Below are 24,173 nucleotides of genomic sequence, written 5' to 3' on the forward strand. Positions count from 1 at the left end.
CCGCTTGCGCCGAGTGTAAATCGCTGTTAGCGCCCTGTGCGCTCAGTTCCACATACAACATACCTTTGACACCGAGTGACACTTGCAGCGCTCCGTCAGCATCACGGTAGCCGAATTCCCACACATTGCCATCGGCGCGTATTTTATCAGCGTATTTCTTAGCGAATGCCGGTAAATGTAAACTGCCTATTTCCTCTTCTCCTTCAAAGATAAACTTGATAGCGACCGGCAATTCTTCACCAGCTTGTTTGATTGCATGCAATGCTGCTATACGAGCGATGAGATTGCCTTTGTTGTCCGCTACTCCTCTTGCGAAAATTTTGCCTTCGCGAATATCCGGTTGAAAAGCAGGCGTCTCCCAAAGTTCCACCGGGTCTTCCGGCTGAACATCGTAATGGTTGTAAAAACTCAATATTTTATCGCTTTTCCCGGGCAGTTCAGCAAACACCACCGGGAAGCCATCAGTCTCCAATTTTTCAGGGGACGTTGCTAACGCTTGCTCAAATAAAGAGTCCAAGTAATCCACGGCTTCTGTCATACCTCGTTTTTGTGCGGCCACACTTGGGATTTCACAAAAATCCGTGAGCCATTTTATGTACATATACCGGTTCTCTTCAATTATTTGCTCGATTTTATTCGCCAAATTATCCCCCTCATCCGCATTTTAGGAAAAATGCCGTAATCTTTTTTTATAACTTTACAGCGCGAAAAAAGCAGAGTCAATAGAATATTAAATATTTTCTGAATTCATTGATTAATTCTTCCGCTTTATTTAATATGATATTTAACTAAAATTACAAGGAGATGTTGACTTGAACAAGAATTTAAAATATTTGAAGGAAAACGAAGATTTAATTAAAAAAGATTTAGTAGCATTGGTGGAGGCGCAGTCCCCTAGCCATAATAAAGAGCTAGTCGATCGCTGCGGAGATAAATTAAAGGAAATATTCCTAAAAAGATTAGGTGATGGATGGAACTTAGAAACTATCGAAAACAAAACTGCTGGAGATCATCTGCTATTTTCCCAAACCTCACCTCAAGACGGGCCAAGAGTTCTGTTCCTTAGCCATTTTGATACGGTCTGGGAAGTAGATGCCATCCCATTAACGGAAAAAGAAAATAATATTCATGGACCAGGGATTTTCGATATGAAAGCAGGGCTTTTGTCTTCTATTTGGGCCACTCATTCATTAAAATCCAACTTAGAGACACTGCCTTTTTCACCGGTTTTTTTATTTACATCCGATGAAGAAGTCGGCAGCAAAACCTCGAGGGAGCTTATCGAACAAGTAGCTAAAACCTGCGATGCCGTATTGGTGATGGAGCCTCCCGTGACTGGATCAGGCGCATTGAAGACCGAAAGAAAAGGCGTCGGTAGGTATACGTTAAAAGTAAAAGGGGTCAGTGCCCATGCTGGAAATCACCATGAAGATGGCGTCAGTGCCATTCATGAACTAGCGCAACATATTATAAAACTGGAAAAGCTGACGAATTATGAAAATGGCACCACTGTGAATGTTGGGACTATAAAAGGAGGTACAAGCAGCAACGTCGTGTCTGATTATGCTGAAGCTGATATCGACTTCCGTGTCACTTCCTATGAAGAAGCTGATAAAATCATCAAATCGCTCGAAAATTTAACTACTTATCACCCTAGTGCAAAAATTTCCATTGAAGGCGAATTAAACCGGCCGCCGTTGGAGAAAAACAACAACAACAGCCCCCTTTACGCTAAAGCCGTTAAAGCAGGCAAACGAGTTGGAATTGAAGTTTCCGAAGCAAAAGCTGGCGGCGGAAGTGACGGGAATTTCACATCAGCGCTTGGTATCCCTACACTTGATGGACTTGGCATACCTGGAGACGGCCCTCACGCAATCCATGAACACATCCAATTCGACCGTTTTACAGAACGTTGCGCACTCTTAGCGGAACTCTGCATCGAAATCGGGGGGAAAAGCACCGAAGCGGTTCAAACAACTGATAAGGGCAGTATTTCTTGAGACTTACACTCCGGAAGATAAATCAATTGAATAAGAAAAAAACGAAATGTCCGCTTTTTCGAAGCGAGGACATTTCGTTTTTTATGATAAAAATATTATTTTATACGGGAATTCATTCACTAACGAATAAAAAAACCTGCTTGTCTTCCCGTCCTGCTTCACCGGCGAAACGATCTGTATAGTCGAGCCATTTCGCGCGTTCTCGGCGGGCTTCGATTTTATCGCCGAGCTCCGCTTCGATTTGTTGCATCATGATGGAGACTTCCTTGAGCGAGCGGTTGAAGCGGTAAGCTGCCTGCTCGAATGGCGAATGAAGCACCAGCAAACGGCGAAACTCCTCTACGGTATCCGCTTGTTCAGCCAGCGCATCTTCCAGTTCTATGATAAAGCGGTACAGTTGCCGCTGCTCCTCACCCAGTTTCGCCACTTCGCTTTTCAGCAAATAGGCAATCATGCCGTCGTTCATTGCCCCCACTCCTCTTTCACTGTCTTACCAACTTGATTTTTTGACGCCGGGGATCTGCCCTTTATGTGCAAGGTCGCGGAATGCGATGCGGGACATGCCGAATTTGCGTATGAAGCCGCGCGGGCGTCCAGTCACTTCGCAACGGTTCTTCAAACGGGTCGGCGACGAATCTTTCGGCAGTTTCGCCAATGCTTCGTGATCGCCTTGCGCTTTCAGTTCTTTGCGGAGTTCCGCATAGCGCGCCACCATTTCACGTTGTTTTTTATCACGTGCTACTTTTGATTTCTTGGCCATCGATAGGCTCCTCTCTATTATGCAATAATTTTTGCTAGATTACTTGGTTTCGCGGTGCAAAGTCACTTTTTTCAAGCGCGGGCAATATTTTTTCAATTCGATGCGCTCCGGGTTGTTGCGCTTGTTTTTGGTCGTCGAGTAATTGCGGTCGCCCGTTTCTGTGCAGGCCAGTGTAATGTTCACTCTCATACTAACTCCTCCTTTATTGATGGGTCATGGCTGTTTGCGGCAGCGGATCATTGAACCCGCTCCAGTCTTCTGCCATTTCTTGTTGTGTCAGCAAGCAGCTATCCAATGATTGAACGATATCTTGTTGGTCCATTTTGATGCCGATCAGCACCAGCTCGGTCATTTTCACGCCGTACGTTTCGTCCCACGCTCCGGCTGTCTCCAGGCTCACAGCAGGCCCTGCCTGCGATAATAACGTGGCCGTCTCGTCACGTGTGGCGATGCGCAAAAATCCTTTGGCACGGACCACTTCCACCGGCCAGTCCATGATCCAGTGGAACAAGCGCTCCGGATGAAATGGTGTTTGGCTACGGTAAACGAAGGAAGCGATGCCATATTCTTCGGTTTCCGGCACGTGTTCTTCGTTGAGTTCTTTGATCCAACCGGCGCCTTGGCTCGCTTTGTCCAAATCAAAACGTCCGGTGTTGAGCACTTCACCGAGTGGCACTTGCGAGCGCTCGGTGCGGAGAATATTCGCAGACGGATTTAAGGCCCGCAGAACGCCGTGCAGCTCGTCTGCTTTATCATTTGTGAGCTGGTCGGTTTTGTTCAACAGGATCACATCCGCAAACTCGATCTGGTCGATAAGCAAATCGGAAATTTCCCGTTCATCGGATTCCGTCGCCCCTTCTTTTCGGTCGAGCAAAGTTTCACCGGAAGCGAAATCATGCCAGAAACCATGACCGTCGACGACCGTCACCATCGTGTCGAGCCGGCACATGGCGGACAGGTCCACCCCAAGTGCGTCGTCCATATAGCTGAAGGTCTGTGCGACTGGAACCGGCTCGCTGATGCCGGACGATTCGATGACGATATAATCGATATCGCCCTGGCTCACCAATTTTTCGACTTCTACGATCAAGTCTTCGCGCAACGTGCAGCAAATGCAGCCATTTTGCATTTCGACCAGTTTTTCTTCTGTTCGGGAAAAGCCGCCGTTTTGGACAAGTGCGCTGTCGATGTTCACTTCGCTCATGTCGTTGACGATGACTGCGACTTTCAAGCCTTCGCGATTCGTTAAGATATGATTTAATAGCGTCGTCTTGCCCGCGCCCAGGTATCCGCTCAATACAGTAATGGGGATGCGCTTGTTCATATTATCTAACTCCCTTATTGTTTCAATCAATAAATCGTAACGATTACGTTTTATATACTAAAGCGCTTTGATCATTTGTGCAAGTATTTTTTCAACCGACCTTTAATTGTTTTAGTCGTGCCTTTTATTTTCGTTTTCCCAAACCCCTTGTCATTTCCTATCCGAGCATGTATGCTGTGTTAAATAAATCGTAACGATTACTATTTTTAAACTAAATGCTATTTTTACGGAACCGCTTTGCTTACTTAATTTTCAACAGTTGGGAGAGAAACGCTCATGTATACATGGATCATTATCGGCGGCGGCATCCAAGGAATGACGCTGGCCACTTTTTTACGGAAACAAAAAGGCATTACGCCTGAAGAGATGGCGATCATCGACCCTCATACAGAACCGCTATCCGATTGGAAACGCTGCACCGAAGCCATTTCCATGCCTTTTTTGCGTTCGCCCTTTGTCCATCATCTTGATGTAGATCCCTTCTCCTTAAGTAACCATGCTAAAGACAGCCTTTATAGCGAAAACGCGTCGTTTCTCGGAAGATTCAAGCGGCCATCTTTGCTGCTTTTTCATGAACATTGCGAGCATTTAATGCGCGAGCAGGAAATTCGCGACAGTTGGATCCAAGGCCGTGTGGAGTCCGTCAAGCGCCTGGATACTGGCTGGAAGGTTCAGCTAACAAACAGGAGACAGGTTTCAGGCACTAATATCGTTCTTGCAATCGGGGCCGGTGAGCAATTGCACTGGCCTGAATGGGCCCAGCAATTAAGGACGCAATCCGCAGGTTCGGTCTTTCATGTGTTCGACCGGGGACTGCCGGAGTTCGATGCCTCACAAGCGCCCTTTACGATTATCGGCGGAGGCATCACTGCGGTTCATTTGACCTTGAAGCTCCATAAACAGTTCCCGGGGCAAGTGACACTGTTGAAGCGCCATCCGTTCCGCGTGCATGATTTCGATAGCGACCCCGGCTGGCTTGGCCCGAAATACCAACAAGCTTTCCGGAAAACACGCTCGTATGTACGCCGACGCGAAATGATTGTGCATGCCCGCCGAAAAGGCTCGATTCCTCGGGACTTGAATGCAAAATTGCGCAAACAGCACCGCCAGTTTCCCGAATTGGCTGTTGACGGGCATGTGCACAAAGCCGTCCGTCAGCAAGGCGTTACTTCGCTAGTCGATGAACACGGCGCCCTGATCCATCAAACTGGTACCGTCATTCTAGCAACGGGCTTTCAACCGCAGCTGCCCGGACGCGAATGGCTGTCGCCTGTTATCGAAGAACAGCGATTGAAATGTGCTGAATGCGGCTATCCCGTCGTCACGCACACGTTGCAATGGGGCCCCGGATTATATGTCATGGGGCCGCTGGCAGAACTGGAAGTCGGACCGATTGCACGCAATATTTCCGGCGCACGCGAAGCCGCCTCGCGCATCGTCCAAGCACAGTAAAAGCCCTGCCAATATGGCAGGGCTTTGCTTCGTTCCAAATTTCTCATTTTTTATGCCCGCCGATCAGCTTCGTACGGTCAATCGCCGTGCCGGCGTCTGTACCGGAAACACCCCGGTAAATTGCGGTCGGCCCGTGCTTGCGCTTGATCGCATCCATCGCCGCGCCGAGGCGCCGCCTTTGCCATTTATCCGCTTCGAACAAGCTCAGCTGCATCGAAGTTTCGTCTTCCAGATTGGTGATGGACAGCGAAATTTGCCGGACGGGCTGACCGGTGTAGAATTCCCGGAACAGTTCTTTGCACACGGCGTAGATTTTCAAGGTGTCGTTGGTCGCTTCGTCAATCGAACGCGATCGAGAGAACCCGCCGCCGAATGAGGTCTTGCTGTAGCTCATACCAAGATGGATCGTGCGCCCGGCCATGCGCGCTTCCCGCGTACGCATCGCGACATCTTCGCACATTTCCAGCACAATCGTCAGGATGTCTTCACGCGTTTCATAGTCGCGGTAAAGAATTTGGCCTTTGCCGAAACTTTTCTGCCCTTCGATGAGCAGCGATCCAAGTTCCGAGTAATCGATGCCGCGCGCGTGCTGGTGCAGTTGATGGCCCATAATGCCGAAGCGGTCTTCCAACCGTTTGACGTCCGCCCGCGCCAAGTCGCCGACTGTGAATATGCCCATATTATTGAGGTTGCGCTCCATTCGGCTGCCGATGCCCCACATTTTGCTGAGCGGTGAAACCGGCCATAATTTTCTCGGCACGTCTTTCATCGTCCAATGCGCGAGCCCTTTTTTCTTGCCTTCGAGGTCGAGTGCGAGCTTGGCCAGCAGCATATTCGGCCCGATGCCGACTGCAGACGGCAAGCCGAACTGGCGCATGATCGAATCCTGCATGTCGACCGCTGCTTTTTCAGGAGTCCCATACAAATGAATGATGCCGGTCAAATCAATGAAACTCTCATCGACGCTGTAGACATGGATGTCTTCTTTTGGCACGTACTGGGCGAATAACTCGGTGATCGCCATCGAGATCTCCAAGTAAAACTGCATCCTTGGCTCAATGAGCAGGATATCCGGATGATCCGGGATTTCAAATAGCCGCGTACCGGTTCTGACACCGAAGCGTTTTTTCATTTCCGGCGAGGCTGCGAGCACGACGCTGCCTTTTCGCTCCTGGTTCCCGACGATGGCGATGCACGCTTCCATCGGATCAAGGCCGCGCTCGACCGCTGAACAGCTGGCGTAAAAGCTGCGCATGTCGATACAGGCGATATAGCGGGGCTTTCCTGTTTGTTTTCTCATGACGCCACTCCTATACAGAACGTTTGTTCTCATTTTAATGGAAAAGATAGAAAGCGGCAAGAGGCAAAAGAGAGGAATCTCCCAAAAAGACAGAATGTTTTGAACTAATTTGGGATAATCAGTAAACTAAAAGAGCACAGATGGAAAGAACAATTCAAGGGAGGAGTGGGATAATGGCAAGATTGGAAGGGAAAGTGGCCGTCATTACCGGAGGCGCTGGCGCTATCGGTAAAGTGACGGCGAAACGCTTTTTGGAGGAAGGGGCAAAAGTCGTACTCGTCGACATTTCTGAACAAGCGCTCCAAGATACGAAGCAAGAACTCGGGGGCGGCGTGGAAATTGTCCAAGCCGATGTTTCCAAAGAAGCAGATGTCAAAAACTATGTCGACAAAGCGGTCGAAGCATTCGGCAAGATCGACGTGTTTTTCAACAATGCAGGGATCGAAGGGCGTGTCGCTCCGCTCACCGAACAGACGGTGGAAGATTTCGATCAAGTCATCGCCATCAATGTGCGCGGCGTCTTTCTCGGCATGAAACATGTGCTGCCGATCATGTACAAGCAAGGCTCCGGGAGTGTCATTAATATGTCGTCGGTGTCGGGCCTTAGCGGTTCACCGAACGTCAGCCCGTATATCACATCAAAGCACGCGGTCGTCGGTTTGACGAAAGCCGCAGCTTACGAAAGTGCACGACATCAAGTCCGCGTCAATTCGGTCCACCCGTCGCCCGTCAATTCACGCATGATGCGTTCGCTCGAAGAAGGACTCGGCACAACCGAAAAAACTTTGTCGAAAACGATTCCGCTTGGCCGCTACGCCGAATCCGAGGATATCTCCAATCTAGTGCTGTTCCTCGCTTCCGATGAAAGTACGTTTATCTCAGGCGCCCAGTACCGCGTGGATGGCGGCATGGCCGCATTATAGAAAAAGACGGCATGTCCGTCTTTTATTTATTCACAGCCTGGCAATTTCAAATCTTCGACCGGGTTGTGCAAAGTCTTAAATCCATCGATGCGGCATTCGACCACATCGCCGTCGCGGATGACGACTGCCCCCGGCGTTCCGGTCGAGATGATGTCTCCAGGCAATAGCGTCATCACTTCCGAATGAAACGCAATGAGATCCCGCGGCCGGAACGTCATATTCGAGACGCTGTTTTTCCGGTGGACTTCCCCGTTCTTGACGGTCGCCACCGTCAGTTCAAGCACAGCCTCCACTTCGTCAGGCGTCACGAGTTCCGGACCGAAACTAAAGAAAGTGTCAAAGCTCTTCGCGCGCGTCAAATAGCGCGGATTTTTCTCGAGAATGTCTTCAGCGGTCATATCGATAATCGTCGTGAAACCCGCCACTACATCGAATGCATCTTCTCTCGAGACGTGTTTGCATTCCGTTCCGATAATGATGCCGAGCTCCGCTTCCGCCGTCACCCGGTTAGACTGCTTCGGCAGCTCGATCGTCTCTCCCGGCCCGATAATCGTCGTATCAGGTTTCATGAAACTCGCCGGTTCGGTGTCTGGTGATACTTCCTTCAAATCGGCCGCATGCTCGGCGTAATTCAGCCCGATGCCCCAGATTTTTCGCGGATGGCGATATAAAGGCGCGTAATCCGCTTCGGAAAACGGCATGAGCGATGCTTCGAGCGCTCCTTCAGGCATGCGTTCGAATTCCTCTCTTAACCATCTCTTCAATAGCTCAAGTTCTCCTGTTTCGATCAGCTTAAATAAATCAGTCGGCCAGTTTTCTGCCGTGTGTTCGTTGAGCTTGCGCAATGGCAAAAAGCCGTCCTTCATGACCAGCGCCGCTTCTTCTGTGCCGTTCCACTGGATTGTTGCGAGGCGCATGACACCTCCCCCTTTCCTTTCCCTTTATTTCGGTTTCTTCCGGCCGAAACCCTGCCGAAAGACAGAAAAACAGGCTTTCCTTCTAGAGGAAAGCCTGCTGGTTTCAATCATTCTCTTTTAATCCATCGATATATTGTTTCGCTTCTAGGAGCGAATAGCCGAATGCGACACGCGCCGCTTTCACGGCTCGGATTTCCTGTCCTTCAGCGATCAAGCGCCGCAGCTCGTCATTGATCGCAGGTTCTTCCAATGTTACTTCCGCTTCCAGTTGTTCAATGCGTTTTGACATATGCTTCATGCGCACCTCCAATGCCTGGATTTGCTGGTTCAGCAATACATACACCGCGCCAATAGCCCCTAATGACAATCCGATTAACCATACCCAATCCATGCCATTCTCCATTTAACGTTCCAGCCGATCCAGGAATTTCTCGAGGCGGTCGACGGTCGTCAGTCGGGCATTGCACGCCGCTTCATCTGCACAGATGTACTGGCCGTGCTTAACGTAGCTGTCGAGATTCGCGCCTTTGGTTTTGGCCATGAATAAGCCGACCGAACTATGTTTATGGCAAATCATGCAGACGCCCTGCTTGCGGCTCGCGCCGAACTGGCCGCTCACGGTTTGCAGGCGGCCGTTTCGTTCGGCCACCAAAAAGCGGTTGGTGTTTTCCTGCCAGGACAAATACGATAAGGCGTGAAAATCCATTGCCGCGAGATTCGGCCCTTTCAGCCTTTTTGCTTTTGGAAACAAACGTTTCAAATTGTCGAGGTTGACGGTTGGAAAGGGAATCAAGTAAGGGCGCAGCCCCGACAGAAACTCTTCCGCAGCGTTAGTGTCTTTCACTGCCGTCAGCGGGCGCAATACATTCTTCTGTTCTTCCGTTAACGCAGGGAACATGGCGAATACTTTCTCATGGCTTAAATGGCGCAGCACACTCAACACTTCAGCATCGTTCGCTGTCGCATGTGCCGTCACAAGCGCCAAGGCCTGCTCTTTAATGAAATTATATTGATGGTTGCGGATAAACGCTTCGGGCTGGCCTGAAACATTCGTCCGATCCGTCGATTCTTTGATGATAGCCATCGCTAACCTCCTTGAAAGGTATGACTTTCCTGTGATTTTACCATATTTTGTCCGTCATCGCAGAAAAGGCACCCTGAAGTCAGGATGCCTTCCGTCAAACTATGAAAATTCCTGTGACAGCGCCGTAAAGCAGCGCTAAACCGATGACCAATGCGGGATGCAGCTTCCATTTCTCGAGCATCAGGTAGCTTGCCACCATCAGGATTGCGGTCTGGATGCCGCCGAGCGACGCTTCTGAGGTCAGGATGAAATCGAGTGTCATGACGCCGATCAATACAGCGATGACCGGCTTGACGACTTTCGAGATGTTTTTCACTTCGCGTGAATCTTTGTATTTAAAGAGAATCGCCATCAGCGCAATCATCAAAATCAACGAAGGGGCGACGGCGCCGAACAGGCCAACCACTGCCCCGAGCACGCCTCCTTCGGCATAGCCGACATAGCCCGCCATTTTAGTCGCGATCGGTCCAGGCAAAGAGTTGCCGAGCGCCAGCACTTCACTGAACTCCTGGGTGTTCATCCAGCCATAGCGGTCGACCACTTCCTTCTCGACGAGCGGAATCGATGCCGGCCCGCCCCCGTAACCAAGGATGCCGGGAATGAAAAACGCCAGGAATATCTGCCAGTAAATCATGTTCTCTTCACCGTCCTTTTAATGAATGGCACGAGGACCAACAGAATCAAGCCGGCGATGAGAAAGGCCGGGTGGATGCTGAGCACTTCGAGCAAAATGACGGAAACCACAATCAATAGAATGGCTTTGCTCCAGCCGAGCGCCTTCTCGGATTGCTGGATAAAGTTCCAGGTCAGGACCCCGAGCATGACGGCAACGACCGGAACGACTGCATTCGACATATTCGCAACCCACGGCACGTCTTTATAATTTTGCAGGATGCCGAGCAGGAGAATCATCAGGACGACGGTCGGGATGATAGAAGCAGCGAGTGCGATCAAGCAGCCGCGAAGCCCCGCCACACGGTAGCCGATATAACCTGCAAGCTTGGTCGCAATCGGTCCTGGCATGGTATTCGATAAAGCGATCGTGTCGCCGTATTCTTCGTCCGTCAACCAACCGTAGCGGTCCACGACATCACGCTGCATGATCGGGATGACTGCCGGGCCGCCGCCGAATCCGAGCATGCCTGCCCGGAAAAAGGCCATGGTGAGATCGATCGATTTGACGCCTTGTTCTTTTACCAAACAGCAATCGCCCCGTCCGTCCGGGATTCCGTGCCGCCTGCAAGCACGCCTGTTTCGGGATTGCGCCAGATGATCTGGCCGCGCCCGAAGCTTCCCGGATCTGCCATCACTTCCACTTGATGCCCTTTGCGCTGCAATTCTTGTGCCAAATAGTTCGGGAACTCAGCTTCTACAGTGACTTTTTTGCCGCCCATCCATTGCCAGCGCGGCATATCCAGTGCCGCTTGCGGATTCAACAGGTAATCGAGCGTATTTACGACTACTTGGAAATGACCCTGGGGCTGCATGTAGCCGCCCATGACGCCGAACGGCCCGACCGCTTCACCCGCTTTTGTCAAAAATCCTGGGATGATGGTGTGGAATGTCCGCTTGCCGGGTTTCAAGGCATTCGGGTGGCTGTCATCGAGCGAGAAATCCGCGCCGCGGTTCTGCAAGCCGATGCCTGTTCCCGGAATGACGATGCCCGAGCCGAAGCCCATATAATTGCTTTGGATATATGAAATCATATTGCCTTCCTCGTCGGCCGCAGCCAAGTAGACAGTACCGCCTATTGGCAGCTCGTACGCGACCGGGTCGATTGCTTCTGCGCCGATTTGTTTCGCGCGGCTCGCTGCATAATCGTCTGATAATAAATGTTCAGCCGTCACCGGCATGTCCGTTTGTTCGGTAATGAATGCCTGGCCATCTGTATAAGCCAGTTTCATCGATTCAATTTGCTGATGCAGCGTATTGGCTTGTTGCCAGACGGGTGCGTCCAGCTGCTTGAAGATATTGAGCGCCATTTGCGCGACCATGCCTTGGCCATTCGGTGGAATCTCCCATACCTCATGTCCTTTATAGCTCGTTGAGATTGGCTTGACCCACTCCGCTTTATACGCCGCCAAGTCTGGTTTTTTCAGGAACCCGCCGTGTTCAGTCATGAAGCTGTCGATTTTGTCTGCCAGCTCGCCTTCATAAAAGGCTTTTGCATCGCTTTCGCCGATTTTGCGGAGCGTATCGGCGTGTCCTGGTGATTTCCACATTTCGCCGATTTCCGGCGCACGGCCGGCCGGTGCGAAAGTTTCGAACCACGCTTCAAATTCCTTAGCGGTGAAATTCTTTTTGAAGGTGTCATACGCTTTTTTCCAGTACTTGCCGAGAATCGGCGTCAATGGATAGCCTTCTTCCGCGTAGCGGATTGCCGGCTCCAATGTTTCCGCAAGCGATAATTTGCCGAAACGCTTCGACAGCTCGGCCCAGGCAGAAGGGACGCCTGGCACCGTAATCGGCACCAACCCGTGCGTTGGCATCTTGTCGTGCCCTTTCGCTTTCACCGCATCAATCGTTAGTTCTTGAGGGGAAGGTCCGGAAGCATTCAGCCCGTGCAGTTCGCCTTTGACCCATACGAGCGCGAACGCATCGCCACCGATGCCATTGGAAGTCGGTTCAACGACGGTTAAGGTCGCAGCGGTCGCAATCGCGGCATCAATGGCGTTGCCGCCTTTTTTCAAGATCTCAAGCCCCGTCTGTGCGGCAAGCGGCTGCGATGTCGCGACCATGCCTTTTTTGCCAAAGACCGTATGGCGTTTTCCTGGGAAAGGGTGATTCGTGTAATCCATTATGATTCCTCCTATTATGTATTACTCAAGCAATGGTACATTCTTGAGTGAAATGAACTTTTCATATTATTCAAATTTTACGGGAGCTATTCAAATAAGTAAAATTAAATATATTTAATAGTATAATGAAAAAAACTCATCGAGGTGAATGTATGGATCACAAACTGGAGATTTTCGTTACGACCGCTGAACAAAAAAGCTTTACGCGCGCAGCCGAACTATTGCATATGACACCTTCCGCGATTTCCTTAAGCATCAAAGCCTTGGAGAATAAATTAGGGGTCCGGCTGTTCGAACGCAGCAATAAATACGTCCAATTAACGGAAGCCGGGCAAGTGATGTACGCCCAGTCCAAAGAAATTCTTTTAAAATATGATCAATTAAAACTGGCGCTAACGGAACTCGAGCCATCAACGGCCATGCCTTTGTCGATCGGTGCAGCCTATACATTCGGCGAATACTTTTTACCGGGTATCATCTACGCCTTCAGCAAGCGCCACCCAAACATTACGCCGAACATCACTATTCACAATTCGAAAACCATCATCGAGCAAATCCACAAACAGGAGCTCGATATCGGTTTTATTGTCGAGGGGGAAGCGAGCGGCAGCGATGTCGACACGAAATTGTTCACAGAAGAGGGGATGGTCATCATCGCACGCTCCAACCATCCGATCATCCGCCATTCACAGGTCGACCGCCGTTTGCTTGAAGCGGAAACCTGGATCATCCGCGAACCCGGGTCCGGCACGCGCGATGTGACCGACAAGCTGTTCGCACAGCTCGGTATTGCGCCGAAAAAAGTGATGAGCTTCGGCAGCTCCCAAACCATCAAAGAATCGGTCGCGCTCGGCCTCGGCATTTCCTATCTATCGGAATCCACCGTCAAAAGCGAAACAAAAATCGGATCCATCGGCGCCATCACGCTGGCCGATTTTCCGAACAAGAGCCGCTTCCATTACATCACACATCGCGCGAGCTTCCATACACAAGCCGCCCAGCTGTTCTTGGACTTTCTCGACTCTTACGTTCTCGACGAAAAAGTATCGGTACATACGAAAAAGGGAGTGGCGGAACTGTGAGGAGCATTTTCGATTTACTTTAATTAAACTGGGCCCCAGCTGTAAGAGTGGATAAACCGCTACATTTAAGGACCGGAACCCCCTCATATACCGAGGCGTTTCCGGTTTTCTTGTGTTCCGATAATTACATTGTCTGAAATAGCATTTTTCCTTCCGAAAGAGAGAAATTGATAACTGAAGCAGAATATTTTAGAATAATTGAAATCCTTTCTCTAAGAAGCCTCAAAACCGCATGAACACTGGATTCCAATCACTCCTCATCTCTTCTAAACATAAAATCTCTTCTTTAAAACAGAAAACTTCTCCCTCAGTGAAAAATGAGTATATATTCCCAATCCGAGTTGCCCTTTTCTGAAAACGCTTACTTTAAAACAGCTGTTTTATTCCTTTTTCATTAAAAAAGAGTGATTTTTAGCTCCTTAAGCGCGTGAATCTATACTCCCCATTAATAGCAATATCATTTTTTTATTAGATTAGTTTTTCTATTCTGAAAATTAGTTTGTCGAAATAGTGAAAAGCATGTATTCTCGAAAGAACAGTTGCACTCACAAAGGAGGAATTTCACAATGAAGACTACCAAAAACAGATGGCTGATTGCTTTATCCGCCATCGCGATCCAATTGTCGATCGGAGCGGCTTATGCCTACAGCGTCTATACGAAACCCATCAGCGAAACGATGGGCTGGTCTCCAACAGAAATCACTTACGCCTTCACGATCATGATGGCACTCGGCGGGATTTCCGCTGCGTTCTTCGGCGGCTTCGTCGAAAAGAACGGTCCACGGAAATCCGCCATGGTGGCTGCGTTCTTGTTCGGTCTCGGACAAGCGGGCGCAGGCTTTGCGACGCAAATCGATTCGCTCGTATTGTTCTTGCTTACATACGGATTCATGAGCGGGATGGGGCTCGGTGTCGGGTATATTGCGCCGATTTCGACACTCGTTAAATGGTTTCCTGACCGCCGCGGCCTCGCGACTGGCATGGCCGTCATGGGCTTTGGCGCCGGTGCACTCATCACCGCACCGGTTGCAGCGAGCTTGATTGCTTCTGTCGGCGTAACGACTACTTTCTATATTCTCGGGATCAGCTATTTCATCTTGATCTCACTCGGCGCTTCCTATATCGCACCGCCGCCTGAAGGCTTCATGCCTAAAGGAATGGAAGCGGACCTTGCTTCCGGCAAAAAAGTCATGAAAAAAGACTTGGCACAACTGACAGCCAGGCAAGCCGTGAAAACACGCCGCTTCTGGATGCTGTGGACGATGATGCTCATCAACGTGAGCGCCGGCATCATGATTATTTCGGTCGCTTCTCCAATGGCTCAGGAGTTGGTTGGCTTGACGGCAGCCGGTGCCGCGACACTTGTCGGCATCATGGGCATTTTCAACGGCGGCGGACGCCTCGGTTGGGCCGCGATTTCCGATTATATCGGGCGTCCGACCGTGTTCATGATGTTCTTCATCATCCAAATCGTCGCTTTCGTCATGCTTCCGGGCATCACGAACGTCATCATTTTCCAAGTGTTCATCTTGCTCATCGTTTCCTGCTATGGCGGTGGCTTCTCGAACTTGCCGGCCTTCATCGGCGATATGTTCGGCACAAGACAGCTTGGCGCCATCCACGGCTATTTGCTGACGACTTGGTCTCTCGGCGGCATCATCGGGCCGGCGATCGTTTCACAAGTCTACGCTGCAGCCAACAGTTATGTACCCGTCTTCTATATCTTCATCGGATTGATCTCCGTTGCGCTCGTCTTGTCCATCTTGATTCGCATGGACATCCGCCGCGTGGAACGCAATTACGAAAAAGACGACAAGGTCCAAGCGACCCAGCAAGCCGTTTCTTCTTAAAACGAATGAAAGCCCTGGAAAAGGAATTCCTTTTCCTGTCTTTTTCTATTTCCTTCTATATTACAAGTTCACAATCCTGTCGGCTGTCTCTTTCGCAAAGGGTTCGAGATGAGTCGTAAATAAAACGGTTTTGCCAAGTGCCCGCTCTTCTTGCAAAATGTCCTGCAGCTTTGCGATCCACTCGACATCGAGCGCATTGGTCGGTTCATCGAGCAATAGCAGGCTCGCCGGGCCGAGCAGACATTGCGCGAGGTTCAGGCGCTGGCGCATACCTTTTGAAAAACGGCTCACTTTCTGCCCCTGTGCTTCATAAAGCCCGACGCGGCGAAGCACACGCTCTTCTTCTGAAACGGGCAGCTTCTTGAGCCCGGCAAGCAGATGAATGACTTCGCCTGCGCGCAGTTCAGGTGGAAACTGAAGTTCATCGGGCATGAAATTGACTGTTCGATCACCACACCAGTCGACCGTACCGGAAGTCGGCGACTCTTCATTCGTCAATAGCCGCAGCAAAGTGCTTTTCCCCACGCCGTTCGCACCGGTCAAGGCCGTGATTTCCCCTTCTTGAAGCTGCAGCTCCAGGTCGCGTATCCCTTGGCCGCCTTTATAGATTTTCGTCAATTTATCGACTTTCAGCCTCATGCTTGCCGCTTCCTCCTTTTCAAGACCATCGCCGCAAACGATAGCGGCAAGACGATCCATAATGCCGTAAACGCAATGGCCGTCGCCACGCCTAAAGGTTCCGTATAGAAACCGGTCAAACCATAAAACGCCGGTCCGAGCGCATCCCCGTTTCCGGTGGCGAGAAAAAAGCAAAAGCGCACCCATTCCACAGGATTCACATGAATGTTGAAGATGATGAGCGTTTTGACGACATGACCTGCCAGTGCCGTGCCGACAGCCATCAAAGCGTATGGGATCAATAGAAGCCAGGATGCCCAAAAGACGAGCGACAAGGCAAGCGCATGGAGCCGGTTTTTCGCGATCGCCCCGAGCACTAAAGCAAGTGCCGAGAAAATGAAAATCAGTAAAAGCGACGTGACGATGTAGACGCCCATCCCCGACAGCGCACCCGCGATGCCACTAATGGCGAGCACTGCGCCCATGGACAATAGCGCGATGAGCAGAAAAGCACCGGTCAACGCCATATATTTGCCCGCGATATAACGGCTCATTTTCATCGGATAGGTTTTCAATAAGTGAAGCCAGCCCGATTCGGCATCGCCTGCGATGTTCATGCTGCCAATGGTCAACAAGAATAAAGGCAGCAAAAACAATTGGACATTGAACATCGCTGCAGCCTGCCTGCTGAACCCGGAAGATGGCGGAATCGCCAGTTGCTGGATGGCCATGACTGCCGCAAAGACGAAAACGAATAACAGCCCGACCAGCTGCAACCAGCGGCTTCTCAGCATTTGCCGCCATTCCAGCCTCATGAATCCGCTGTTCAATGATGGTTCCCCCAATCGAATCCATAAAGGTCATCGAGCGCCAATAACTCGCCTTGCTGTCCGCCGTCGAGCCATTGCTGCGCCGCATCCGTGTTTTCGAAAGCCAGTACGTGATAGCTCATCGGCGTCCATTCCTCCGGAGCGTACACATACGCCGCGCGTTCGATATTAAGCCATTCATTTGTCTGCGCGTCTTTGATGAACGCGGCGCCGAGTTCCGCTTGGTCCATCTCATTGATATGTTCAATCAGGCAGCCTAAATCGTCGAATACCAGATGATCCCCGTCCTGTTCGATCAGCTGGGCTGCGTATTCTTCATGTGTAATGCTCATATTGCAGACGGCGCAGATATCCGTCTCTGCCTCGATAGCGCGAGGAGTGAAATCCGTCTCGCCGCACCCAGACAGGACCATCACTGTTATCGCGATCAGAATCCATTTCTTCATGCCGTACTCTCCTTTTTCCAAATCCAGCCACCAAGCGCCAAGAGCATTGCCCCCAGAAACAGCCGCCAAAGTGACATGGGCGGATTGCCATTCGCTTCTGAAGGCGGCTTGGCCAAAGGTTTGGAATCCATCAACACCGCACTTTCCATGCTGTTCATTTGGCGATCCATTTCATTTAACAGGACCACTGCCGGCGCTTCGATGAAATACTGGTAAGCCGGTTTTCTCACCATCCATTGCCCGTAGCTCTGCAGCGCTGTATAAGATGTGTCGCCATAGCCGTCTTCATCAAGGTCGAGCAAGGAGGCATCGTCGTAATAATTCCCGGCCAGCATTCCGCCAAGAGCGTCCGAACGCAATTGCACGATATTGCCAGTGAATTCGTTGCCTCTAGTGTTGTTTTCCGCTGAACGGATGAATTCCATGCCAATCTGGTTTCCGTAAAATTTGTTTTCCGTGACTTGTGAGTTTTTCACTTTCTGGAGCGATAATCCAAGTGCATTGGCGCTAATAACATTTCCGGTTACCTGGATGTTTTGCGCCTCGTAGAGCACTAGCCCCGAAGCATTCGGCGAGGTATGTTCATGAATCGTATTTTTCTGGATGCGGCTGTCTTCGGTCATCATCAGCATGACACCCGCTACATTTTCAGACAGCTCATTCTTTGAAAGATCCGCTTGCCTGCTGTACATGAGGTGGACGCCGTATCGGCTATTTTCAATTCGGTTGCCGCTCGTCTGCAGATTCGTTGTTTTTTCTGCGTAGATGCCGTCCCGCATATGGCGGATGGTGCTGTCTGATACTTGAATATCTTCACTATTATAGAGCGCTACACCGTTTCCTTTAGCCGAATAATGCCCGGCTGGACCTTCCACTAAAAGCTCACGAAAGGTCAGTGTTTTGGAATCATGCACTTCCATTGCCTGCCCCGCCTCGCTGACCTCGATTTCCTCGATAGTGATATTTTCACTACTTTTGATCAGCACAGCCGTGTCGCCTTGTTCGATATCGACATTCCGGATCTGCACGTCTTGTGTATTTTCAATGGAAATCGCTGGGCTTTCGCCGTCTACTTGAAAGTTCGTGCCGGGCACCCCAGTGATCGTCAATGGTTTTGTGATGCTGACCGCTTCATGGTAGACAACGGGTTCGAGCACCAGTTCCGACCCAGCCGGTAATCCATCGATCGTTTGTTGCAAACTCTCCGCATAGCCAATTCCCGGCCATAGCAAGAACAGCGTCCACAGCAGAACGATCCGTTTCATGTGACCTCACCCCAGTGCAGCGATGAATGCCCAGGCTTATTCTTTGCCATCTTTCATGCCGTCCCCGTCATGGCTATGCCCTTGCTCCATATGTTCCGATGATTCGCCGTGGTCATGGCCATCCCCCATTTTTTCCATGAGCATCTCGTGCCGCTCATAAGACATCGCGTCGAGGGCGGCCAGATCCGACCGTTCTGCGTCTCCTTGTTCTTGAATGAACGCATCCGCTGCGGAGGATTCCGAGAAGAACGCAAAACCGTAGTTCATCGGGGTCTTCAAGCCGCTTTTGACGATGACCGCCTCTTCAAGCGGAATCCATTCGAGTGTATTGTAATCGCGGACGAATTTGTCCATTTCCTCCCCATCGACACGCTCCTGGTTGAGCATGCAGCCGGCATCATCGAAGAATGCATTCGAGCCGTCCGTTTTGATGCCTTGTGCAGTGAAAGCCCCGAGTTCATGGGTCGCAATATAGACCGTCATCTGGCAATATTCGCATACCGTGTCTTCATCCGGCGATTCCAGTTGCGGATGAGCCGATGTTTTCGTTTCTTCTATTGTGTTGGTGGTTTGTGGCTGCGTTGGCGATGCCTGCGCCTCTCCGGTTGTTTCTTCACTTCCGCACGCACCGAGCATGAGCACGGCTGCGAGGGCCAATACTGCAAAATAAAATGATTTCATTTGAATATGCCTCCTTTTTCAATGGTTTCAGCATAGGCGCCAGTTGTGAAATAAGTTTGAAATCCTGGTGACTGATTGATGGCTAACCATTCAAAAAGGCTCCCTGCATGCAGGGAGCCTGGGATATCGTTAGTTGTTTCAAGCGAAGAACGGATTGCCGCGCTGGCCGATCCATAAGTCGCTTTGTTCAATCTGGTTCGCCAATTGGAGCAAGCGATGCTCTTCTCCTTTTTGCGCCATCACTTGGACGCCGATCGGCAAGTTCGCCTCGGTCACATGAAGCGGCAAGGACATCGCCGGCTGGCCGGTCAAATTCGCCAGCTGCGTAAACGGCGTGTAACTGAGGCTCGGCAAGAACATTGCATAGATGAGTTCTTGCTGATCGGTAGTATCACGCGCCATGTCGAGTGCTTGCAATAAGCGCGTACGCGATTCTTTAGAATGGCTCAATTCGCCGATTTCTGGGGCAGGGTGCGCTGTCGCGGGAGTAATGTAGAAATCAAAATGCGCGTGCATTTCTGCCATTTTCGCAGCGGCTGCGTCCCATGCGGCGAGGCTCGCGGAATAATCAGCGGCCGAAACCCGTTTGCCGGCAGTCGCCAACAGCCAGGACTCGATTTCCATATCGTCTTCCGTCAAACGGCGGCCGAATGTTTTCTCGAGATTTTTCTGGAGCAGCGCCATTTCCCCGCTGTTCATCAAATAATATTCACGCATCAATTGGATGCCGTCGATATCAGGGGCTTGTTCTTCAACTCTATGCCCTTGTCCTTCAAGCCAGCGCACCGTCTTCAGCACGGCTTGTTTCGCATCTTCCGACACCAGCGTGCCAACTGGCGATTCCAGCGAGAACGCGATATTCAGGGGTTTACCAAACTTCCGGTCCAGCTGTTCCGTATATTTCCCTGGAAATAGAGGCGTTTGAAACGCTGCTTCCGGTTGGATGATCTGCAATTCGTCCAGTAACGCAGCGCTGTCCCGCACCGTCCGGCTTAACGCAAAGTCGATCGATGCCCCTTGCCATTGCCGCCCCGCTCCCGGTCCCACAGGTGTTCTGCCGCGTGTCGGCTTGAGCCCGAATAATCCGGTAAACGAAGCAGGGATGCGAATCGAGCCGCCACCGTCGCTCGCACCGGCGACGGGCACGATGCCTGACGCGACAGCGGCCGCCGCCCCGCCGCTTGAGCCGCCTGGTGAATGATCCGTATTCCACGGATTGTGCGTCGGGCCGAACAGCTCCGGTTCTGAGATATTTTTCAAGCCGAATTCCGGCGTATTCGTGTGGCCGATCGGGATAAGCCCGGCCGCTTTCAAGCGCGCGACGAAATGAGAATCGCGTTCTGGGCGGAAGTCTGCCAGCAATTTCGATCCCGCACTCAAGCGCTGTCCCGCGAGTGCCTGCGAGATATTCTTCAAGGCAACCGGCACACCGCCGAGAATGCCGCTTCCTCCATTCTCCGCATCCAGCAAGGCCTGCTCATGGCGCTCCGCTGTGAAAGCATGAAGTTTCGGCTCCACTTCATCCAGACGCTGAAAGCTCAGTTCCACCAATTCCCTTGGGCTGACTTCCCCTTTTTTCACCAGTTCCGCAAGCGCTGTCGCATCGAGCGATAAGTATGTTTTCATATCCATTCCGTATGCCCCCGTTTCCATTAGATCAGTCCCATTGTTTCTCATTCTCAAGTGTAGCATTTCCTGAGACTGGCAAATAGCCAAGGGTTCGATGAGACTTTGGGAAGCTTTCGAACTAAGCGCTTCCATTTGTTATCTAAAATATAACGAAAATGGACACATTTAAACTAAGTTTTTCTTTAAAACCGTTGACTTTGATAAGGAGCTAGCTATACTAGTAAATGAGAATCGTTTTCATTTGAATCAGATTCATCAACCATTTCAAAGGAGAGACTTTCATGAAGAAATTGTTTTCATTCCTATTAGTGCTCGGCACGCTTCTCGTCCTTGCTGCATGCGGCAGCTCGAACAGCACAGAAGAAGAACCGGCGGAAACGTCCGGTGACGAAACTGAAACTGCCAGCAACGAAGTTAACCTATATACCGCACGCCACTACGATGTGGACGATGAGCTCTACAAGAAATTCGAAGAAGAAACCGGCATCAAGGTTAACTTGATTAAAGGCGAAGCAGATGAGCTTCTAGAGCGCATCAAGCGCGAAGGCGACGCAACGCAAGCCGATTTGTTTTTGACAGCTGATGCAGGCCGCCTGCACCGCGCGAAAGAAGACGGCATTTTACAGTCGGTTTCAAGCGATGTGCTGGATGAACAAATTCCTGCCAACTTCCAGGACGAAGACCAAATGTGGTATGGCCTGACAAAACGCGCACGTGTCATCATGTACGATAAAGAGAAAGTTGACCCGGCCGACCTCTCCACTTACGAAGCTTTGACGGAAGACGAATGGGCGGGACGCGTCTTGATCCGCAGCTCTGAGAACATCTATAACCAATCCTTGCTCGCTTCTTTCATTGAATTGAACGGTGAAGAAGAAGCGAAAGAATGGGCAGCCGGCATGGTCGAGAACTTTGCACGCGACCCTGAAGGCGGCGACCGTGACCAAGCGAAAGCGATCGCAGCGGGCGTCGGCGATGTGGCCATCATGAACACGTATTATTTCGGCCAAATGCTGAATTCTGAAGACCCTGAAGAAGTCAAAGTCGCTGAAAGCCTCGATGTATTCTTCCCGAACCAGGATACAACAGGCACGCACGTTAACGTCAGCGGCGCTGGTGTGGTAAAATCAGCTAAGAACCAAGAAAATGCAATCAAATTGCTGGAGTTTCTCTCCGCACCGGAAGCACAAGAAACATTCGCTTCTGTCAATTATGAATACCCAGTAAACGAAGCAGTGGAACCATCCGAATTGCTGCAATCTTGGGGTGACTTCAAAGAGCAGGACATCTCGATGTCTGCACTCGGCGAAAACAACGCCAAGGCGATTCTATTGTTCAACGAAGTCGGCTGGAAATAACCTAAATGATCTCCCCTTGCCGCTGGTTTAGTGCGGCAAGGGATTTCTTGCGAGTTGGAAAGAGGTGCCTGGATTTTGCAACGCAGATTGGCCAATTTCAATATCTGGACTGTAGGGGCAGTCGTCATCATCCTGATGCTGTTCCTGCCGAACTTGACCATTGTCACCGGGTTTTTCACGCCCTCGAATGACAATTGGGAACATATGAAAGAGTTCGTATTGCGTCAGTTTGTCATCAACTCACTGATCCTGACGCTCGCGACAGCGTTCTTCACGATTCTCATCGGGCTGAGCCTTGCCTGGCTGATCGCGCAATACGATTTTCCATTCCGCCGCTTTTTGAAGTGGGCGTTGATCCTCCCTCTTTCCATCCCGCCGTTTATCGGTGCTTATACGTACCACGGCATCTTGAATTTCACCGGCGCTGTGCAGACGACGCTGCGCGAGGGATTTGGAATGGAACTGGACCCGGCGTATTTCGATATCATGAACTTGCCCGGGGCGATTTTCATTTACACAATGTTTTTGTACCCTTATGTTTATACGATTACGCAAGTTTACTTGTCCGAACAATCGGCATCATTGATCGAAAGCACGCGTTTGCTCGGCAAAGGCCCTTGGCGCACGTTTTTCCAAGTGGTGCTGCCGATTTCACGAATTTCCATCATCGCCGGCGCAAGCCTCGTTGTATTGGAAGTTCTGAATGATTACGGCGTCGTGAAATATTACGGCATCCAAACCTTTACGACCGCCATCTTCCAAAGCTGGTTCGGCCTTGGTGATTTGGATACGTCGATCAAACTGGCCGCTTCACTCATGGGCTTTGTGATCATCATCCTGCTCATCGAGAAATTGCTTCGCGGCAGGCGGCAATACAGTTATTTCTCGACGAAAGTGCGCCCGCTCCAGCTCATCCCGCTAAGCGGGTGGAAAGGCTTTACGGCGGCAGGCTACGGCATGCTAATTTTGAGCCTTGGATTCTTCATCCCAGTCATTCAGCTGATTGACTGGACGATTTTGACCTTCGGGACAATCCCGATGGAAGAGTTCATGCGCTACGTGCAAAACTCGGTGTTTGTTGCCGGGCTCAGCGCCACGTTGATTGTCACCTTTGCGCTCATCGTCGGAAATTTCGCCCGCATGGTGCAAGGCAAGTATACAAAACTGTTGCCGAAACTGACGGTGCTCGGCTATTCGATTCCGGGAGCGGTCATCGCAGTTGCAGTCGTCACAGCCTTTGTCGCACTCGACGGCTACCTCGCTCCCGTTTATACGGCGATCGGCCTCGAGACCACGCTGGTGCTCAGCGTCAGCATCGTTCTGCTGCTCGCGGCATACATCATCCGGTTCTTCGCCATCGGTTATAATTCGATCGAAACAGGCTATGACAAGATCGGCACGAACTTCCGGGATGCTTCAAGGCTCCTCGGTGCCGGCCCGACAAAAACCTTTTTCAAAGTCGATGTGCCGATGATGAAAGGCGCGATTATCAGTGGATTTATCCTGGTCTTCATCGATGTGCTCAAGGAGATTCCCTTGACATTGATCCTCAGACCGTTTAATTTTGATACATTGTCAACAAAAGCTTTCCAGTACGCAAGTGATGAAAAAATCATGGAGGCTTCCCAAGCTTCCCTTTTGATTGTCGGTATTAGCGCCTTGGCCATTGTGATTTTCTATAAGATACTCGAGAAGGAGATGGATTGATATGTTTGTCGCCATTGAAGATGTGAGTTTTTCCTACCCGAATACACAGGCCCCTGCACTTGATCGGTTCACGCTGGACATAAAAAAAGGTGAGGTCATTTCGATCCTCGGGCGCAGCGGCAGCGGAAAAAGCACGATTTTGCGCTTGC

The 24,173-nt window shown here is 50.7% G+C and carries 26 protein-coding genes; 8 read left to right on the plus strand and 18 right to left on the minus strand.

Annotated elements, in window-relative coordinates:
• Positions 1 to 643 (minus strand): M20/M25/M40 family metallo-hydrolase (locus ON064_RS08920; RefSeq protein ID WP_274624466.1); only part of this gene is annotated, 643 nt, incomplete at its 3' end.
• Positions 644 to 812: 169 nt separating this feature from the next.
• Between ON064_RS08920 and ON064_RS08925 the strand changes: the two genes are divergently transcribed.
• Complete coding sequence (locus ON064_RS08925; RefSeq protein ID WP_274624467.1) at positions 813 to 2,000, plus strand: M20 family metallopeptidase; 1,188 nt, start codon at positions 813 to 815, stop codon at positions 1,998 to 2,000.
• Positions 2,001 to 2,112: 112 nt separating this feature from the next.
• Here ON064_RS08925 and ON064_RS08930 read toward each other — a convergent pair whose 3' ends face one another.
• Genes ON064_RS08930 through ON064_RS08945 form a run of 4 tightly spaced genes read right to left on the minus strand, consistent with a single transcriptional unit; the run spans position 2,113 to position 4,084 of the window.
• A complete protein-coding gene (locus ON064_RS08930; RefSeq protein ID WP_274624468.1) occupies positions 2,113 to 2,466 on the minus strand; it encodes a hypothetical protein in 354 nt (117 codons plus the stop codon).
• Between the two features lie 24 nt (positions 2,467 to 2,490).
• Entirely contained in the window at positions 2,491 to 2,760 is a 270-nt protein-coding gene (rpsN, locus tag ON064_RS08935; protein WP_274624469.1) for a 30S ribosomal protein S14, read from the minus strand.
• 39 nt (positions 2,761 to 2,799) lie between these two features.
• Positions 2,800 to 2,949, minus strand: a complete 150-nt coding sequence (rpmG, locus tag ON064_RS08940) for a 50S ribosomal protein L33 (protein WP_058382433.1) — start codon at positions 2,947 to 2,949, stop codon at positions 2,800 to 2,802.
• Positions 2,950 to 2,962: 13 nt separating this feature from the next.
• Positions 2,963 to 4,084 carry a GTP-binding protein gene (locus ON064_RS08945; protein WP_274624470.1) on the minus strand — a complete coding sequence of 374 codons (1,122 nt, stop codon included), beginning with the start codon at positions 4,082 to 4,084 and terminating at the stop codon, positions 2,963 to 2,965.
• A gap of 276 nt (positions 4,085 to 4,360) precedes the next feature.
• Between ON064_RS08945 and ON064_RS08950 the strand changes: the two genes are divergently transcribed.
• Positions 4,361 to 5,536: an FAD-dependent oxidoreductase gene (locus ON064_RS08950; protein ID WP_274624471.1), complete on the plus strand. Its 1,176-nt coding sequence runs from the start codon at positions 4,361 to 4,363 to the stop codon at positions 5,534 to 5,536.
• A gap of 43 nt (positions 5,537 to 5,579) precedes the next feature.
• On the opposite strand, the gene ON064_RS08955 is transcribed toward ON064_RS08950, so the two are convergent.
• Positions 5,580 to 6,836 (minus strand): Y-family DNA polymerase, encoded by a 1,257-nt coding sequence (locus tag ON064_RS08955; RefSeq protein WP_274624472.1) that lies wholly within the window; start codon positions 6,834 to 6,836, stop codon positions 5,580 to 5,582.
• Between the two features lie 173 nt (positions 6,837 to 7,009).
• On the opposite strand from ON064_RS08955, the gene ON064_RS08960 reads away from it, so the two are divergent.
• Positions 7,010 to 7,759, plus strand: coding sequence for an SDR family NAD(P)-dependent oxidoreductase (locus ON064_RS08960; protein WP_274624473.1), 750 nt, complete (start codon positions 7,010 to 7,012; stop codon positions 7,757 to 7,759).
• 26 nt (positions 7,760 to 7,785) lie between these two features.
• Here the strand turns inward: ON064_RS08960 and ON064_RS08965 are convergent, their stop codons facing one another.
• The 6 genes from ON064_RS08965 to ON064_RS08990 all read right to left on the minus strand — a co-directional run bounded on the left by ON064_RS08965 (position 7,786) and on the right by ON064_RS08990 (position 12,558).
• A complete protein-coding gene (locus tag ON064_RS08965) occupies positions 7,786 to 8,676 on the minus strand; it encodes a fumarylacetoacetate hydrolase family protein (protein ID WP_274624474.1) in 891 nt (296 codons plus the stop codon).
• A 103-nt stretch (positions 8,677 to 8,779) separates the two neighbouring features.
• Positions 8,780 to 9,067, minus strand: a complete 288-nt coding sequence (locus ON064_RS08970; protein WP_274624475.1) for a hypothetical protein — start codon at positions 9,065 to 9,067, stop codon at positions 8,780 to 8,782.
• 12 nt (positions 9,068 to 9,079) lie between these two features.
• Entirely contained in the window at positions 9,080 to 9,760 is a 681-nt protein-coding gene (locus ON064_RS08975) for a FusB/FusC family EF-G-binding protein (RefSeq protein WP_274624476.1), read from the minus strand.
• A gap of 94 nt (positions 9,761 to 9,854) precedes the next feature.
• Positions 9,855 to 10,394 carry a chromate transporter gene (locus tag ON064_RS08980; protein WP_274624477.1) on the minus strand — a complete coding sequence of 180 codons (540 nt, stop codon included), beginning with the start codon at positions 10,392 to 10,394 and terminating at the stop codon, positions 9,855 to 9,857.
• Complete coding sequence (locus ON064_RS08985) at positions 10,391 to 10,921, minus strand: chromate transporter (RefSeq protein ID WP_274624489.1); 531 nt, start codon at positions 10,919 to 10,921, stop codon at positions 10,391 to 10,393. Before ON064_RS08985 ends, ON064_RS08980 begins: the two co-directional genes overlap by 4 nt.
• Positions 10,922 to 10,953: 32 nt before the next feature.
• Positions 10,954 to 12,558, minus strand: a complete 1,605-nt coding sequence (locus ON064_RS08990) for a gamma-glutamyltransferase family protein (protein WP_274624478.1) — start codon at positions 12,556 to 12,558, stop codon at positions 10,954 to 10,956.
• Positions 12,559 to 12,710: 152 nt separating this feature from the next.
• Here ON064_RS08990 and ON064_RS08995 point away from each other — a divergent pair, with 152 nt between their 5' ends.
• Together ON064_RS08995 and ON064_RS09000 are read left to right on the plus strand one after the other, a co-directional pair.
• Positions 12,711 to 13,640 carry a LysR family transcriptional regulator gene (locus ON064_RS08995; RefSeq protein WP_274624479.1) on the plus strand — a complete coding sequence of 310 codons (930 nt, stop codon included), beginning with the start codon at positions 12,711 to 12,713 and terminating at the stop codon, positions 13,638 to 13,640.
• A gap of 566 nt (positions 13,641 to 14,206) precedes the next feature.
• A complete protein-coding gene (locus tag ON064_RS09000; protein WP_274624480.1) occupies positions 14,207 to 15,490 on the plus strand; it encodes an L-lactate MFS transporter in 1,284 nt (427 codons plus the stop codon).
• 60 nt (positions 15,491 to 15,550) lie between these two features.
• On the opposite strand, the gene ON064_RS09005 is transcribed toward ON064_RS09000, so the two are convergent.
• The 6 genes from ON064_RS09005 to ON064_RS09030 all read right to left on the minus strand — a co-directional run bounded on the left by ON064_RS09005 (position 15,551) and on the right by ON064_RS09030 (position 20,962).
• Positions 15,551 to 16,129 carry an ATP-binding cassette domain-containing protein gene (locus ON064_RS09005; protein WP_274624481.1) on the minus strand — a complete coding sequence of 193 codons (579 nt, stop codon included), beginning with the start codon at positions 16,127 to 16,129 and terminating at the stop codon, positions 15,551 to 15,553.
• Positions 16,126 to 16,938: an ABC transporter permease gene (locus tag ON064_RS09010; protein ID WP_274624482.1), complete on the minus strand. Its 813-nt coding sequence runs from the start codon at positions 16,936 to 16,938 to the stop codon at positions 16,126 to 16,128. The genes ON064_RS09005 and ON064_RS09010 overlap by 4 nt, the downstream gene beginning before the upstream one ends.
• Positions 16,935 to 17,384, minus strand: a complete 450-nt coding sequence (locus tag ON064_RS09015) for a nitrous oxide reductase accessory protein NosL (protein WP_274624483.1) — start codon at positions 17,382 to 17,384, stop codon at positions 16,935 to 16,937. The genes ON064_RS09010 and ON064_RS09015 overlap by 4 nt, the downstream gene beginning before the upstream one ends.
• Positions 17,381 to 18,649 (minus strand): right-handed parallel beta-helix repeat-containing protein, encoded by a 1,269-nt coding sequence (locus ON064_RS09020; protein WP_274624484.1) that lies wholly within the window; start codon positions 18,647 to 18,649, stop codon positions 17,381 to 17,383. The genes ON064_RS09015 and ON064_RS09020 overlap by 4 nt, the downstream gene beginning before the upstream one ends.
• A gap of 36 nt (positions 18,650 to 18,685) precedes the next feature.
• Positions 18,686 to 19,330, minus strand: a complete 645-nt coding sequence (locus ON064_RS09025) for a nitrous oxide reductase accessory protein NosL (RefSeq protein ID WP_274624485.1) — start codon at positions 19,328 to 19,330, stop codon at positions 18,686 to 18,688.
• Positions 19,331 to 19,468: 138 nt separating this feature from the next.
• Positions 19,469 to 20,962, minus strand: coding sequence for an amidase (locus tag ON064_RS09030; RefSeq protein WP_274624486.1), 1,494 nt, complete (start codon positions 20,960 to 20,962; stop codon positions 19,469 to 19,471).
• A 278-nt stretch (positions 20,963 to 21,240) separates the two neighbouring features.
• Here ON064_RS09030 and ON064_RS09035 point away from each other — a divergent pair, with 278 nt between their 5' ends.
• The 3 genes from ON064_RS09035 to ON064_RS09045 form a co-directional block, all read left to right on the plus strand.
• The gene (locus ON064_RS09035) at positions 21,241 to 22,317 is read left to right on the plus strand and encodes a Fe(3+) ABC transporter substrate-binding protein (RefSeq protein WP_274624487.1); all 1,077 of its coding nucleotides are present in this window, start codon (positions 21,241 to 21,243) and stop codon (positions 22,315 to 22,317) included.
• 75 nt (positions 22,318 to 22,392) lie between these two features.
• Positions 22,393 to 24,024, plus strand: a complete 1,632-nt coding sequence (locus ON064_RS09040) for an ABC transporter permease (RefSeq protein ID WP_274624488.1) — start codon at positions 22,393 to 22,395, stop codon at positions 24,022 to 24,024.
• A gap of 1 nt (position 24,025) precedes the next feature.
• The coding region (locus ON064_RS09045; RefSeq protein ID WP_274624490.1) for an ATP-binding cassette domain-containing protein at positions 24,026 to 24,173 on the plus strand (148 nt) is incomplete at its 3' end.

The sequence above is a fragment of the Planococcus sp. A6 genome (assembly GCF_028823615.1).
GTDB lineage: Bacteria > Bacillota > Bacilli > Bacillales_A > Planococcaceae > Planococcus.